This window comes from Mesorhizobium sp. M8A.F.Ca.ET.057.01.1.1 (assembly GCF_003952565.1).
GTDB lineage: Bacteria > Pseudomonadota > Alphaproteobacteria > Rhizobiales > Rhizobiaceae > Mesorhizobium.
The window spans coordinates 1,260,393-1,274,945 of record NZ_CP034454.1; the positions used below are offsets into that span (position 1 = coordinate 1,260,393).

13 protein-coding genes are annotated in these 14,553 nt (G+C 63.4%); 7 read left to right on the forward strand and 6 right to left on the reverse strand.

Features of this window, described 5'->3' with window-relative positions:
* The first annotated feature begins 38 nt into the window (after positions 1 to 38).
* The 7 genes from EJ077_RS05575 (at position 39) to EJ077_RS05605 (ending at position 7,554) form a co-directional block, all read left to right on the forward strand.
* A complete protein-coding gene (locus tag EJ077_RS05575) occupies positions 39 to 1,145 on the forward strand; it encodes an ABC transporter substrate-binding protein (RefSeq protein WP_208700266.1) in 1,107 nt (368 codons plus the stop codon).
* 60 nt (positions 1,146 to 1,205) lie between these two features.
* A complete protein-coding gene (locus EJ077_RS05580; protein WP_208700267.1) occupies positions 1,206 to 2,120 on the forward strand; it encodes an ABC transporter permease in 915 nt (304 codons plus the stop codon).
* Positions 2,117 to 2,908 (forward strand): ABC transporter permease, encoded by a 792-nt coding sequence (locus EJ077_RS05585; protein WP_208700269.1) that lies wholly within the window; start codon positions 2,117 to 2,119, stop codon positions 2,906 to 2,908. The genes EJ077_RS05580 and EJ077_RS05585 overlap by 4 nt, the downstream gene beginning before the upstream one ends.
* Positions 2,909 to 2,919: 11 nt before the next feature.
* Complete coding sequence (locus tag EJ077_RS05590) at positions 2,920 to 3,984, forward strand: ABC transporter ATP-binding protein (RefSeq protein WP_208700271.1); 1,065 nt, start codon at positions 2,920 to 2,922, stop codon at positions 3,982 to 3,984.
* Between the two features lie 141 nt (positions 3,985 to 4,125).
* Positions 4,126 to 5,679, forward strand: a complete 1,554-nt coding sequence (locus tag EJ077_RS05595) for a cation:proton antiporter (RefSeq protein WP_208700273.1) — start codon at positions 4,126 to 4,128, stop codon at positions 5,677 to 5,679.
* Between the two features lie 113 nt (positions 5,680 to 5,792).
* Complete coding sequence (locus EJ077_RS05600; protein ID WP_208700275.1) at positions 5,793 to 6,701, forward strand: endonuclease/exonuclease/phosphatase family protein; 909 nt, start codon at positions 5,793 to 5,795, stop codon at positions 6,699 to 6,701.
* 7 nt (positions 6,702 to 6,708) lie between these two features.
* The gene (locus tag EJ077_RS05605; protein ID WP_208700277.1) at positions 6,709 to 7,554 is read left to right on the forward strand and encodes an EamA family transporter; all 846 of its coding nucleotides are present in this window, start codon (positions 6,709 to 6,711) and stop codon (positions 7,552 to 7,554) included.
* A 7-nt stretch (positions 7,555 to 7,561) separates the two neighbouring features.
* Here EJ077_RS05605 and EJ077_RS05610 read toward each other — a convergent pair whose 3' ends face one another.
* The 6 genes from EJ077_RS05610 to EJ077_RS05635 form a co-directional block, all read right to left on the reverse strand.
* Positions 7,562 to 8,779 (reverse strand): MFS transporter, encoded by a 1,218-nt coding sequence (locus EJ077_RS05610; protein WP_208700279.1) that lies wholly within the window; start codon positions 8,777 to 8,779, stop codon positions 7,562 to 7,564.
* A gap of 90 nt (positions 8,780 to 8,869) precedes the next feature.
* The gene (locus tag EJ077_RS05615) at positions 8,870 to 9,187 is read right to left on the reverse strand and encodes a Dabb family protein (protein ID WP_208700281.1); all 318 of its coding nucleotides are present in this window, start codon (positions 9,185 to 9,187) and stop codon (positions 8,870 to 8,872) included.
* An 11-nt stretch (positions 9,188 to 9,198) separates the two neighbouring features.
* Entirely contained in the window at positions 9,199 to 10,827 is a 1,629-nt protein-coding gene (locus EJ077_RS05620) for a GMC family oxidoreductase (protein ID WP_208700284.1), read from the reverse strand.
* Between the two features lie 12 nt (positions 10,828 to 10,839).
* Positions 10,840 to 11,601, reverse strand: coding sequence for a 3-ketoacyl-ACP reductase (locus EJ077_RS05625; RefSeq protein WP_208700286.1), 762 nt, complete (start codon positions 11,599 to 11,601; stop codon positions 10,840 to 10,842).
* A 211-nt stretch (positions 11,602 to 11,812) separates the two neighbouring features.
* Entirely contained in the window at positions 11,813 to 13,330 is a 1,518-nt protein-coding gene (locus EJ077_RS05630; protein WP_208700288.1) for a GMC oxidoreductase, read from the reverse strand.
* 107 nt (positions 13,331 to 13,437) lie between these two features.
* Positions 13,438 to 14,553 (reverse strand): ABC transporter ATP-binding protein, encoded by a 1,116-nt coding sequence (locus EJ077_RS05635; RefSeq protein WP_208700290.1) that lies wholly within the window; start codon positions 14,551 to 14,553, stop codon positions 13,438 to 13,440.

Genomic DNA, 14,553 nt, shown 5'->3' on the forward strand with positions numbered 1-14,553 from the left:
GCAGGCGTCCAACGGCGCCAGTTCAACGGAGAGGACACATGTTCAAATTCACGGGGAAAGTACTTTCCCTTTCGGCCGCGACCCTGATGGTGTCGTCGGTGATTTCGTCCGCGGCTTCGCTGGACGATCTCGTCAAGGCCGCGAAGGCTGAAGGCCAGCTCACCACCATCGCTTTGCCGCATGACTGGTGCGGCTATGGCGACGTCATCGCCGGCTTCAAGGCGAAGTATCCGGAAATCACTGTCAACGAACTCAACCCCGACGCCGGTTCCGGCGACGAGGTCGAGGCGATCAAGGCCAACAAGGACAACAAGGGCCCGCAGGCTCCCGACGTCATCGACGTCGGCCTGTCCTTCGGCCCGACCGCCAAGAAAGATGGGCTGCTGCTGCCTTACAAGGTGTCGACCTGGGACTCGATCCCGGACAGCGCCAAGGATGCCGATGGCGCCTGGTACGGCGACTATTACGGCGTGCTTGCTTTCGAAGTTAACAAGGATCTGGTCAAGGAAGCTCCGACGGATTGGGCTGACCTGCTCAAGCCGGAATTTGCCAACTCGGTTGCCCTTGCCGGCGATCCGCGCGCCTCGAACCAGGCTATCCAGGCCGTCTACGCTGCTGGCCTTTCCGGTGGCGCCGCCGCTGGTGAAGCCGCTGGCACCGCTGGCCTCGACTTCTTCAAGAAGCTCAACGCCGCCGGCAATTTCGTGCCGGTCATCGGCAAGACCGCGACGCTGGCGCAGGGCCAGACGCCGATCCTCGTCACCTGGGACTACAACGCGCTTTCGGGCCGCGACACGCTGAAGGGCAATCCGCCCGTCGACGTCATCGTGCCGAAGACCGGCGTCCTCGCCGGTGTCTACGTGCAGGCGATCAGCGCTTACGCGCCGCATCCGAACGCAGCCAAGCTCTGGATGGAGTATCTCTATTCCGACGAAGGCCAGATCGGCTGGCTGAAGGGCTATTGCCACCCGATCCGCTTCAACGATCTCGCCAAGAACGGCAAGATCCCGGCTGACGTGCTGGCCAAGCTGCCGCCGGCTGAATCGTATGCGGCCGCGGTGTTCCCGACGCTCGACGAGCAGGGCAAGGCCAAGGAAGCCATCACCAAGAACTGGGACGCCGTCGTCGGCGCCAACGTCAAGTAAGACTGAAATCCACCGGGCGGTCGCGAGGCCGCCCGGCCTTCCCTCGAAGACGGTAGGCGCATGACCGATCTCTCGCTTTCCAATCAGGCCATTGCGGGAAAGACCGCGCCGCCGGCACAGGCGCGCGCGCTGCGGTTACCGACGCAATGGCTCGGCGTGACGCCATTCTTCATCTTCGCCATCATGTTCCTGATTTTGCCGACGCTCTATCTGATGCTGGGCGCATTTCAGAACGATGCGGGCGAATTCACGCTGGAAAACATCTTTGCGTTGTCGCAGGCAAACATCGTTGCGGCCTATTGGATATCGATAAAGGTCAGCCTGGCCTCGTCGCTGATCGGCGCCTTCGCGGGCCTTGCCATCGCGATCGCCATCGTGCGTGGCGGCCTGCCCAACTGGATCCGCTCGGCAACGCTGACCTTTTCCGGAGTGGCTTCCAATTTTGCCGGCGTGCCGCTGGCCTTTGCCTTCATCGCAACGCTTGGCCGCCTTGGGCTGGTTACCGTTCTGCTCAATACGCTGGTCGGCCTGAACCTCTATGCGCATGGCTTCAACCTGTTGTCGTTCTGGGGGCTGACGCTCACCTATGTCTACTTCCAGATTCCGCTCATGGTGGTCATCATCGTGCCGGCGATCGACGGGCTGAAGAAGGAATGGGGTGAGGCCGCCGCGACGCTCGGCGCCACACAGTCGCAGTATTGGCGCATGGTTGTGATACCCGTGCTATGGCCAAGTTTCCTGGGCACTGTGATCTTGCTTTTCGCCAATGCCTTCGGCGCCATCGCCACGGCCTACGCGCTGACGGGCTCATCGCTCAACATCGTGCCCATCCTGCTCTACGCGCAGATACGCGGCGATGTACTGCACAATGCCCACCTCGGCTATGCGATTGCGTTCGGCATGATCTTCATCACCGGGCTGGCCAACATCTTCTACATCTGGTTCCGGACCCGTTCCGAGAGGTGGCTGAAATGAAGGCAGGCAAATTCTGGGCCTGGGTCGTCTTCATCCTCGGCGCGGCCTATTTCTTCATACCGCTGATCGCGACGATCGAGTTTTCGCTGCGCATGCGGCGCGGCGTTTATTCCTTCGATGCCTACAAGGTCGTGCTGGGCGACAGCCAGTTCCAGACAACTTTCATGTACTCGGTGATCGTGGCGGTCTTCACCATCCTGCTCGGTGTGCTGATCGTCGTGCCCACTGCCTACTGGATCCGGCTGCGGCTGCCCCATCTTCGTCCGGTGGTCGAATTCATCACGTTGTTGCCGCTGGTCATTCCGGCCATCGTCATCGTGTTCGGCTACATCAGAATGTACGGCTCGAATTCGCCGCTGCCGTTCCTGTCGAACAATACCGCCACAAATGCGCTTCTGGTCATTGGCTACGCGGCGCTGGCGCTGCCTTATATGTATAGGGCTGTCGACACCGGGCTGCGCACCATCGACGTGCGGACATTGACGGAGGCCGCGCAGATCCTCGGCGCCGGCTGGGGCACGATCGTCACCCGCGTCATCCTGCCCAACGTGCTGATCGCGGTGCTTTCGGGTGCCTTCCTTACCTTCGCGATCGTTATTGGCGAATTCACCATGGCCAGCCTGCTCAATCGGCCGGCTTTCGGGCCGTATTTGCAGAACCTGGTCGCCAACAGGGCCTATGAACCGGCGGCGTTGTCCATTATCGCCTTCGTAATCACCTGGGGCTGCATGTCGCTGATCCAGGTTCTGTCCCGCTTCGCGCCGAAATCGGCAAATAGACCGAACTGAAAGTCAAAGCCATGGCCGATCCATTCCTTTCCATCCAGCACGTTCGCAAATCCTTTGGCGCGACCACCGTCGTGGAGGATTTCAATCTCGACGTCGAGCCGGGTGAATTCGTCTCGTTCCTCGGCCCGTCGGGCTGCGGCAAGACGACGGTGCTGCGCATGGTCGCCGGCTTCGAGGAGCCTTCAGCCGGCAAGATCGTCGTCGCCGGCAAGGACATCACGCGGCTGAAGCCCAACCAGCGCAATGTCGGCATGGTGTTCCAGGCCTATGCGCTGTTCCCGAACCTGACCGTGGCGCAGAACATCGGCTTCGGCCTGAAGGTCGCCGGCATGCCGAGGGCGGACATCGATGCCCGGGTCGCCGAGATGCTGGGCATCATCAAGCTGCCGCAGATGGCCGACCGCTATCCCTACCAGCTTTCCGGCGGCCAGCAGCAGCGTATCGCGCTGGCGCGCGCGATCGCGCCGAAGCCGAAGCTGCTGCTGCTCGACGAGCCGCTGTCGGCGCTCGACGCGAAGGTGCGCGTGTCGCTGCGCGAGGAAATACGCTCGATCCAGAAGAAGCTCGGCATCACCACCATCTTCGTCACCCATGACCAGGAAGAGGCGCTGTCGATCTCCGACCGCATCGCGGTGATGTATGGCGGCAAGGCCGAGCAGGTCGGCACGCCGTTCGAGATCTACAACCGGCCGGCGACGAAGTTCGTCGCCAATTTCGTCGGTACGCTCAATGTGCTCGAGGGCAAGGTAACCGACGCCGCGTCCGGCAAGGTGCAGGTCAACACCCAGGAAGTCGAACTGAAGGGCAAGCTCAACGGCTCGAAGTCCGGCGATATGCTGTCGCTGGCGCTGCGGCCCGAGGCGATTTCGCTCGGCCGCCAGCCGGGCCGCGACTCCAGCCTGACCGGGGAGATTTCCGAAGTGCATTTTCTCGGCTCGGTGATCCGGGTCCGCGTCGGCATCGGCGGCAACACGGTGTCGCTCGACACGTTCAACAACTCCGCCACCCCGCCGCCCGCAGTCGGAGAAAAGGCCGAGATTTCGTTCTCGTCGAGCGATATGCTGGTGCTGCATTAGGGAGTGCCAATCGGTGCTCCAACAGTGCAGCGGCTCCTGATGTCGCGAGCAGCCTCTATGGCCCGCGTCGGGCCCTGGGTTATCGTTTCCCTCCATGACTTTGGCACTGCCAATCGTTTCGTTCGGCCGCTACGATAGAGCATGGCTCTTTTCGAACTGACGCTCGTCCTGCTTTTGACCGCCGTCGCGCTGACGGCGTTGTCGCGACGGCTGGAGATTCCCTATCCGTCCCTGCTGGCCTTGGCCGGCGTCGCGATTGCCTTCGTGCCGGGCGCGCCAGTGATCGAGATCGATCCGGAACTGGCGCTTGCCCTGTTCATCGCGCCGGTGCTGCTCGATGCCGCCTTTGACACGTCGCTGCGCGACCTGAAGCGCTACCGGCTGTCGCTGGTGCTGCTGGCGCTCGGCGCGGTGGTCTTCACCACCGTCGTGGTTGCCTTCGTCGGCTGGAAGATGGCCGGACTGCCGATCGCGGCGGCGGTCGCGCTTGGCGCCATCGTCGCGCCGCCGGATGCGGTGGCGGCAAGCGCGGTGCTTGGCCAGTTCAAGGTGCCGCACCGCATCACCGCCATCCTGCAGGGCGAGAGCCTGCTCAACGATGCCACGGCGCTGCTGATCTACAGGCTGGCGGTTTCGGCGGCGCTCGGCTCGATCATGCTGAGCAACGCCGTTCCGACCATCTTGCTGTCAACCATAGGCAGCCTGGTCGCGGGTTATGTGCTTGGCCGGTTCTCGCTGCTGACCCTCACCCGGATCGAGGACGCGGCGAGCAGCACCGTGGTGCAGTTCGCCGGGACATTCGGCGTATGGATCCTGGCCGACAGGCTCGGTCTTTCCGCCATCATCACCATTGTCGTCTATGCCATCACCCTTGCGCGCACGGCGCCACGCCGCATGTCGGCGAGACGTCGCGTCAGCACCTATTCGGTCTGGGAGTCAGCGGTGTTCGTGCTCAATGTGCTGGCTTTCGTGCTGATGGGCCTGCAGGCGCGATCGATCGTCGGCAGGCTTTCCGGCGACGGGCAGGGCGAAGCCTTTCTGTTCGCCGCAACCGTGCTGGTCGTCGTGATCGTGGCGCGTCTCGTCTGGGTGGCGAGTTACGTTGCGATCATCCGATGGTTCGCCCGCTTCCGCGGCGAAGGCAGGAGGCAGGACGCGCCGACATTTCGCGGCGCCGTGCTCGTCGGTTGGTGCGGCATGCGGGGGCTGGTGACGCTGGTGGTGGCGATTGCCCTGCCTGCCGACTTCCCAGGCCGAGACCCAATCGTTCTTGCGGCCTTCGCGGTGGTTCTGGGCACGCTGGTGCTGCAAGGCATGAGCCTTAAACCCTTGCTGCGAATACTCGCCTTCGAACGCGACACGACGATAGACCGTGAGGTGGCCCAGGCGCGCGTTGCCATCATGCAGGCCGCCCTTGACGTGTTGAGCCGCAAGACGTCGTCGGCGGCGGCCGTCGTGCGCGAGCAGTACGAGGCTCAGCGCGTGGTCGCGCAAAACCCGGAGGACGCTCAGGCGGCGACCGAATACGACCGGCTGCGCCTTTATGCCATCAACCGCCAGCGCGACACGCTTGAGGAACTGCGCAGCAATGGCACTATCGGTGACGAGGCCTATCACCGGCTGGAGGAAGAGATCGACTGGGCGGAATTGGCGGCATCGCCCGCCGGCCGCTTCCAGCCGCTGACCACCGACTAGCAGATACCGCGTCTCGACGGCCCTGCTGGCCCAAGCCCCCTCCGTCTTCCTGCACATTGCAAGCAATCGACCGAACCGCTACTGCCAACGCCGAGAAGTGAGCCGGATAAGCAATGAAGCTGGTCAGCTACAACATCCAGTACGGGTTCGGCAGCGACACGCGCTACGATCTTTCGCGCGCGGCGCGCCTTGTCGCCGGCGCCGACATCATCGCCTTGCAGGAGGTCGAGCGGCACTGGCAGCGCAGCAATTTCGACGACCAGCCGGAACTGCTTTCACGCCTTTTGCCTAGTTATCACTGGGTGTATGGCCCGGCCTTCGACATGGATGCCAGTGAGCGGCGTGACGGCCGCCTGGTCAACCGCCGCCGGCAGTTCGGCACCATGGTTCTGTCGAAGCTGCCGATCGTCTGGTCGCGGTTGCACGCGCTGCCGATGCGCCGCACGTTGCGGCCGCTCAACACGCGCAACGCCGCGCTCGAATGCATGATCCGCACACCGGCAGGGCCGGTCAGGGTGCTTTCGCTGCATCTCGCGCACATCGCGGCGGAAGAGCGGCTGGAACAGATTGATTATCTCTTGGCCGAGCACCGCCAGGCGCCATCGGAAGGCGGTCCGTGGAGCGGCACCGATGACGAGCCTTCGCGCAACTGGACGCATGGAGAATCAGAGCCGGAAAATCCGCCGGCGGCGATCTGGCTGGGCGATTTCAACATGGAGCCGGGCAGCGCCGAGTATCGCCGCATCGTCGGCAGCACGCCCTACCATCGGGGTGCTGCCTATCTTGACGGCTTCGTCGATGCCGCAGCCGTGGCGGTTGAACCGGCTGGTGATTTCCACACACATGAGAAGATCATCGACGGCAGACTGGCAAAGCGCCGGCTGGACCATTGCTTCGTCGGCGGTATGTTGGCCGGGCGGGTGAAATCGATCGGCTCCGACATCGGCGAGGTGGCGTCCGATCACTTCCCGGTCCGGGTCGACATCGACCTCGAAACGCCCCTCGGCTCGGGAGGTCGATGAGCCCCATATGACGCTTTTCGTCTTCTTCGCGGTGCTTGCCGCCGCCGCCATGCATGCGATCTGGAACGCGCTGGTCAAGGTGCATCTCGACCGCTTCCTGTCGATCACGCTGATGACGCTGGGTATGGGGGGCGCGGGCCTCGTCGTGCTGCCCTTTGTCGAGATGCCGAAGGCGGAAGTCTGGCCCTACATCATCGCTTCCGTCATCTTCCACATGGGCTATCGCACCTTCCTGATCGGCGCCTACCAGGCGGGCGATTTCGCCCAGACCTATCCGCTGGCGCGCGGCACGGCCCCTCTGCTGGCCGCGATTGGCGGCATGTTCGTGGTTGCCGAGGTGCCGGCGCCGCTCGCCATCGTCGGCATCCTGCTTTTGTCCGCCGGCACGCTGGTGATGTCGTTTCGCGGCGGCGCGCATCTGGAGAAGCTGAACCTGCGGGCGGTCGGCTTCGCCTTCGGCACCTCGGTGTTCATTGCCAGCTACACCCTGTCCGACGGCAGCGGCGCGCGGCTGGCGGCAACCGCGCAAAGCTATGCCGCCTGGCTGTTCATCTGCGATGCGCTTGGAGCACTGGTGCTGTGCCTCGTTTTCCGGGGGCCCAAGGCGTTGCCGGTGTTGGCGCGCGACTGGAAGACCGGGCTGTTCACCGGCGTGCTTAGCGGCGCGGCCTACTGGATCGTGATGTGGGCGATGACCAAGGCGCCGATCGCCTCGGTGGCGTCATTGCGCGAGACCTCGATCCTGTTCGCCATGATGATCTCGGTCTACGCGCTCGGCGAGAAGATGACGGGCTGGCGCGGTGCCGCCGCGCTCAGCATTGTCGCCGGAGTGATCGCGCTCCGGCTGGGGTGAGCCGTGCTCAACCCAGCACGGTCATCACCTGGCCGCGGCGTTCCGGACTGAAGCGGATGACGACGATGATGCATACGGCGACCACGCCGGCGAACAGCGCCAGCGCGTAGCCATAGCTGCCACCGGGCGCCTCGGCGACCCCCGCCTGATAGGGACCGCCATAGGAGGCGGCGAGATTGCCGGCCTGGTAGATGAAGCCGGGCAAGGTCGCGCGCACCGCTCCGGGCGACAGCTCATTGAGGTGCACCGGGATGACGCCCCAGGCGCCCTGGACCGCGATCTGCATGACGAAGGCCCCAATGGCCAGCATGAAGGGCGTTGAGCTGTAGGCCCATAGCGGGATCGCCGGCAGGGCGATGACGCAGGCCAAAGTAATGGCGTTGATGCGGCCGATCTTCTCGGACAGCGCGCCAAATGCCAGGCCGCCGACAATGGCGCCGATATTGGCGACGATGGTGATCCAGCTCACCGTGTGCGGGTCAAAGCCATGCTGCTTCTTCAGGAAGGTCGGGTAGAGATCCTGCGTGCCGTGGCTGAAGAAATTGAAGAACATCATCAGCACCACGGCATAGAGCGCGACGCTCCAATGCTTCTGCAGCGTCTCCAGAAGCCCCGGCTTGATGGATTTCTGCGCCTCGACGAAGGCGGGTGATTCCGGGACGTGCGAGCGGATGAAGAGTACGATCAGCGCCGGGATGAAGGAGAGCAGGAACATGAAGCGCCAGCCGATCGTGTAGCCGCCGATCGTCTGCTGGTAGAGCAAGCCATAGACTACCGCCGCCAGCAGATAGCCGGCGGGGTAGCCGCATTGCAGGATGCCCGAGACCATGCCGCGCGCGCTCGGCGGAATGGACTCCATGGCGAGCGAGGAGCCGAGGCCCCATTCGCCGCCCATGGCGATGCCGAACAGGGCACGTAACGCCAGGAAAATGCCGAGATTGGGGGAAAAGGCAGCCAGCGCCCCGATCACCGAGTAGCTGACGATGTTGAGCATCAGGATCGGCTTGCGCCCATACTTGTCGGCGAGCCTGCCGAAGAAGAACGCGCCGATGAAGCGCGTCGCCAAGGTCAGGAACAGGGCCTTCGAGACTGCCGGGACATCGGTCTGGAATTCACTCGCAATATCGGTGAGCAGAAATGTCAGAAGGAAGAAATCAAAAGCATCGAGCGTCCAGCCCAGAAATGAGGCCAGGACGGTTTTCTTCTGCTCGGCAGTGAGATTCAAGGCATCCTCCTTTGGTGCCCCCAAAGGAACGATATGTCGCCTTGTCGGTGAAAGAGAACAGCGATCAGCCGGCTTTCGAAAGGCCGGCGGTCACTTTTTCGTAAGGTCGAGATCGAAGACCATCAATCCATCCGTGCCGCCGTCGAGGGCCGCGACCAGTCGGGCGCCGGCACGCTGATGCGCCTCATGCACCAGATAGGCGTCGCGCGCCGCGGCATCGCGAAAGTCGATGGTGAAGCCATGGGTGAAACCCCGTGCGAAAGGCTCCGGACTGGCATTGACGCTGAAATGAACCGTCTCCATGCCTTCGATCACCTGTCGCAACGCCTCGAGGTCGGCGTGGATGGCCGTGCGCTCGGTCGGGGACACATCGGTACGAAATCTAGCGAAAACACAGTGTCTGATCATTTTACCACTCCCTAAGCAGCGCGATTGCCGGAAAACACCGCCGGCGCCAGCGGCTCGCGGCCAAGGATCAGATCAGCACCCTTTTCGCCAACCATGATGGTCGGCGCGTTGGTGTTGGAAGAAGGCACACGTGGCATCACCGAGGCATCGCACACCCGCAGGCCGTCGATGCCGCGCAGCCTGAGATCGGGCGTCACCACCGCCATCTCGTCATGGCCCATGCGGCAGGTGCCGACCGGGTGATGGTCGGTCTTGGAGGTGCGGCAGGCATAGTCGATCAACTCGTCGTCGCTGGCGAGCGACGGGCCGGGCAGCACCTCGCGCAGCACGTATGGGGCCAGCGCCTTCTGCCGCATGATTTCGCGGGCCAGCCGCAATCCCTTGAGCGACATGGCGCGGTCATAGGGATCGGACCAGTAGTTGGGGTCGATCAGCGGATGATCGGCGGGGTTGGCGCTTTTCAGCCGCACCGTGCCGCGAGAGCGCGGGCGCAGGAAGGCCGAGTTCAAGGTGACGCCCGGGTTGTTCAATTTCTCGACGCCAGCCTCGATGCCGGATCCCAAACCCAGATGGAACTGGATGTCGGGCGAGGCGGCGGTCGGGTCGGCGTACCAGAAGCCGCCGGTCTCGAACAGGCTGGAAGCCACCGGCCCCTTCTTCAAGAGCAGATATTGCAGGCCGGCCCAGGCCGTGCGGTGCAGCTTGGCGTAATTGTCATAGGTATGGTCGCCGGTGCATTCGGCGATTACGAACAGGTCGAGATGGTCCTGCATGTTGGAGCCGACGCCGGGCAGATCGTGTACCGGCGTCACACCGACCGATTTCAGATGGTCGGCCGGGCCGATGCCCGACTGCATCAACAGCTTCGGCGAGCCGATGGCGCCGGACGAGACGATCACCTCGCGGTCGGCGCGCACGATTTTTGTCTCACCGCCCGGCTTATCTACAACTTCGACGCCAACAGCGCGGGCTTTCTCGACGACGATGCGGGTAACCAGCACGTCTGTCCTGACGGTCAGGTTCTTGCGATCGCGGATCGGCTTCAAGTAAGCGACCGAGGCTGACGAGCGTCGGGCATCCTTCTGGGTCAGCTGGTAATAGCCGACGCCTTCTTGGGCAGCGCCGTTGAAATCCGGGTTGAAGGGAATGCCCATCTCCTGGCCGGCGCGGAAATAGGCCTCGCAGATCGGCAGCGGCGAAATCGGGTTCGACACGCCGAGCGGGCCCTGGTCGCCGTGGAAATCATTGGCGAAACGCTGGTTGTTCTCGGCGCGCTTGAAATAGGGCATCACGTCGCGGTAACCCCAGCCGGTCAGCCCTTCCTCCTTCTCCCAGGCGTCGTAATCGCGCGCATTGCCGCGCGTGTAGATCTGGGCGTTGATGGAGGAGCCGCCGCCTACCACCTTGGCCTGCGTGTACCAGAAGACGCGATCCTTCATGTGCTTCTGCGGCACGGTCGACCAGCCCCAGGAGGCAATGCCCTTGGTCATCTTGGCGAAACCCGCCGGCATGTGGATATAGGGGTGCCAGTCCCTGCCGCCGGCTTCGAGCAGCAGCACGGAATTGGAGGGATCCTCGCTCAGCCGGTTGGCCAGAACGCAGCCGGCCGGACCGGCGCCCACGATGATGTAGTCGGTCATTGTCTCATCCGTTCACAGCCGGGGCACGGAGAGCGCGCCGTCGACATTGATGATCGAGCCGGTCGAAAAGCCCAGTTTGCCGGCAGCGAGCGCCGCCACCATGGCGCCGATGTCGGAGGCTTCGCCCCAGCGTTTCGCCGGCACCAATCCACCTTCGATCAGCGCGTCATATTTGGCGGTCACGCCCGCCGTCATGTCGGTGCGGATGATGCCCGGCCGCAGCTCGAACACGCCGATGTTTTCCGGGGCGAGCCTGAGCGCCAGGTTCTTCACCCACATGGAAAGCCCTGCCTTCGACATGCAATATTCGGAGCGTTCCGGAGAGGCCATCTCGGCGCTGACCGAGGTGATGGTGATGATCGATTTCGCATGATCGCCTGGCTGGCGGAGCATCGCCTTGGCGACGGCCTGGCTGAGGAAGACGGTGCCTCGCAGGTTGATGCCAAGCGCGCGGTCGAAATTGTCGGGTTTGAGATCCAGCAGGTCGCCACGCACGACCGCGCCGATGCCGGCATTGTTGACCAGGCAGTCGATGCGGCCGAAGGTTTTTGTCGCGACATCGACAAGCGCTGCATGACTGGCGAGATCGGCGATGTCGCAGCTGACATAGGTGTATTTGGCACCGCGCGCGGCAAGATTATCGGCAAGTCCATTGGTGGATTTCTCGGCCAAGTCCGCGACAAGGATGTCAAAGCCGACGTTGGCGAGCGCTTCAGCGCAGGCAAGCCCGATGCCACGTGCGCCGCCAGTGATTATGGCCGCGGGACGGGTCATTGGAAACCAGCCTTACGGACGTTGGCGCTGCCCCTCATCGGCCTGCCGGACACTTCTCCCCGTATAGTGACGGGGAGAAGGATGCCGTCATCGCCGCTTTCGCCAATCGCCAGCGCTGCAAAAAGGTCGCCGGCGTTGCGGCCAGGTCCCTTCTCCCCGTCCTTCACGGGGAGAAGGTGCCGGCAGGCGGATGAGGGGCAGCGCCGACCTATCATGCCGCAAGCTCCGTCCTGCGGATATGGTCCGCCACCCGCAGCGCCTGGGCAGCGATCGACAGCGCCGGGTTCACGGCGGCGGAGTTCGGCAGGAAACTGGCGTCGACGACGAACAGGTTCCGGTGATCGAAGGCGCGGCAAAAGGGATCGAGCGGCGACGTCGCCGGATCGTCACCCATCTTCACCGTGCCGCACTGGTGCGAGGGTGTGCGCTTGTCGAAAGGGCGCGACAGCACGATGGGATAACCGCAGGCGCGAAAATTCGCGCGCATCACCTTGGTCAGGCCGTCGAGCGACTGCATGTTGGAGCGCCGCCATTGCATGACGATGTCCTTGCCGTCGACCATGATGCGGCTTTCGGGATCGGGGAGGTCCTCGCACATCAGGTACCAGTCGACGGCATGGCCGGCCATGTAATCGAGCGCGAATTTCGGCACATGTTTCACATTGGCCTTGAGCATGTTGCCGTCGATCTTGCCGAGAAGCTGGACATTGCCGAGCGGTTTGCCGCCCTTGCCGTCGGACAAATAGTAGTCGTTCAGCATCAGCGTCTTCTGGTAGACGGCATCGTTCCTGCGGCGCGGATCGATCGCCAGCATGGCGCTCGAATTGTGATTCATGAAGTTGCGGCCGACCTGGTCGGAGCGGTTGGCCAGGCCCTTGCCGCCCCCCTTGCCACTACCGGGTGAGGGCGAGCGCAGCAGGATGACCGCTGAATTGACCGCGCCGGCCGACAGGATGACCAGTTTCGGCGACAGCTTTTTCAACACGCCGTTCTGGCGATAATGAATGGCGGATATGGTTTTGCCGTCCGGGGACGTCTCGAGATATTCGACATAGGCGCCGGTTTCGAGCTTGATGTTCGGATCGGTCAATGCCGCCGCCAGCGGTGCGGTCTGCGCGTCCATCTTTCCCTGGCCCGTGTTTGGGAAGGCGTCCCAGCCGGTCCTGCCCTCCTTCAGCCATGTCTCTATGTCGACGCCGAGTGGCAGGGAGGCCGGATGCAGCCCCAGCCCCTTGAGTTCGGCGCGGGCGCGCGCGATCGGCGCCTCGTCGGGCACCGGCTTGAAGGCATAGGGAATCGAATGAAATGGCTCGGTTGGATCCTCGCCCAGCGCGCCGCGCACGCGGAAAAGCTGCTCTGCTTTCGAATACCAAGGCTCGAATTCGTCATAGGAAAACGGCCAGGCCGGCGAGACGCCGCCAAAGTGTTCCATGTCGGAAAAGTCTTCCTTGCGGTAGCGGATTAGCACCGCACCGAAGAACTTCGAGTTGCCGCCGACATAGTAGTAATTGCCTGGGTTGAAGGCAGCACCGCCGGCCTCGCGCCACATCTCCTTCGGCCGGTAGTGGCCGTCAACGAAGATCGAGCGCGTGTCGCGCGCGTGCGGCGTTGCCGGCAAGGGTTCGCCGCGCTCCAGCATCACGATGGCGGCGCCGCTGCCGGCCAGACCGGCGGCGATCGTGGCGCCGCCGATGCCGGAGCCGATGATGACGATATCGGGGTTTGCCATCACCTAAAGCGCGCCGCGTTTGAATTGACACATGCGCCGCGCATTAGGTCCTTTGTTTTGATGCATGTCGTTGCCCCAAAACCGGATCCACTGTTGGGCGACACGCATCAGCGAATACGGTTCTCGGTCGCCGGATCGAAGAACACCGCCTTGGTCAGGTTGAAGGCCAGTGGCGTGCTGGTGCCCGGCTGGATGTTGGCATCGGCGCGCAGCCGCGCCACCACGCCCTTGCCGCCGAGATTGGTGACGGCGAAAGTGTCGGAGCCGGCCGGTTCCACCACCTCGATATGGCAATCGGCGGTGGCGATCTGCGAGGCGTTGCGTTCCGCGCCTTCGGGATCGGTAAGCGCCTCCGGGCGAACGCCGAAGATGATTGACTTGCCCTTGAACGCCGACAATCCGGCCGGCGCGTTGGCCATCGGCAAGGTGATCGGCTGGCGTGCCTCGCGATCGAGCACGACGGCCAGATCGCCGCCATTGCCGTCGATGGTGGCCGGGATCAGGTTCATTGCCGGCGACCCCATGAAGTCGGCGACGAAGACATTGCTGGGGTTGTTGTAGATTTCCGCCGGCGTGCCGAATTGCTGCACCTCGCCGTCACGCATGACGGCGATCTTGGTCGCCAGCGTCATCGCCTCGATCTGGTCGTGGGTGACATAGACGATCGTTGTGCCCGTGGTGGCATGCAGGCGCTTGATCTCGATGCGCATGTCGACGCGCAGCTTGGCGTCGAGGTTGGACAGCGGCTCGTCGAACAGGAACAGTTTGGGGTCGCGCACCAGCGCCCGGCCCATGGCGACGCGCTGGCGCTGGCCGCCGGAGAGCTGGCTCGGCTTGCGCTGCAGGAGATGGCCGATCTGCAAGACCTTGGCCACCTTGTCGATCGCCTTCTGGCGTTCGTCGGCCGGCACGCCGCGCATTTCCATGCCGAAGGAGATATTCCCGGCCACCGTCATGTTCGGGTAGAGCGCATAGCTCTGGAACACCATGGCGATATCACGCTTGGACGGGTGAAGATCGGTGATGGTGCGGCCGTCGACGCGGATATCGCCGGAGGTGATCGTCTCCAGTCCGGCAATGGTGTTGAGCAAGGTCGACTTGCCGCAGCCGGAAGGACCGACCAGCACCAGGAAGCCGCCCTTTTCCAGCTCGAGATTGATCCCTTTCAGGATCTCGACCTGGCCGAAACGCTTCCTCAGACCATCAATTTCCAGAAAAGCCAT

Bases quoted from the DNA above. Each gene is read 5' to 3' on its own strand.
- EJ077_RS05575 (WP_208700266.1), top strand. From the start codon at position 39: ATGTTCAAATTCACGGGGAAAGTACTTTCCCTTTCGGCCGCGACCCTG.
- EJ077_RS05580 (WP_208700267.1), top strand. From the start codon at position 1,206: ATGACCGATCTCTCGCTTTCCAATCAGGCCATTGCGGGAAAGACCGCG.
- EJ077_RS05585 (WP_208700269.1), top strand. From the start codon at position 2,117: ATGAAGGCAGGCAAATTCTGGGCCTGGGTCGTCTTCATCCTCGGCGCG.
- EJ077_RS05590 (WP_208700271.1), top strand. From the start codon at position 2,920: ATGGCCGATCCATTCCTTTCCATCCAGCACGTTCGCAAATCCTTTGGC.
- EJ077_RS05595 (WP_208700273.1), top strand. From the start codon at position 4,126: ATGGCTCTTTTCGAACTGACGCTCGTCCTGCTTTTGACCGCCGTCGCG.
- EJ077_RS05600 (WP_208700275.1), top strand. From the start codon at position 5,793: ATGAAGCTGGTCAGCTACAACATCCAGTACGGGTTCGGCAGCGACACG.
- EJ077_RS05605 (WP_208700277.1), top strand. From the start codon at position 6,709: ATGACGCTTTTCGTCTTCTTCGCGGTGCTTGCCGCCGCCGCCATGCAT.
- EJ077_RS05615 (WP_208700281.1), bottom strand. From the start codon at position 9,187: ATGATCAGACACTGTGTTTTCGCTAGATTTCGTACCGATGTGTCCCCG.
- EJ077_RS05620 (WP_208700284.1), bottom strand. From the start codon at position 10,827: ATGACCGACTACATCATCGTGGGCGCCGGTCCGGCCGGCTGCGTTCTG.
- EJ077_RS05625 (WP_208700286.1), bottom strand. From the start codon at position 11,601: ATGACCCGTCCCGCGGCCATAATCACTGGCGGCGCACGTGGCATCGGG.
- EJ077_RS05630 (WP_208700288.1), bottom strand. From the start codon at position 13,330: ATGGCAAACCCCGATATCGTCATCATCGGCTCCGGCATCGGCGGCGCC.
- EJ077_RS05635 (WP_208700290.1), bottom strand. From the start codon at position 14,553: ATGGCTTTTCTGGAAATTGATGGTCTGAGGAAGCGTTTCGGCCAGGTC.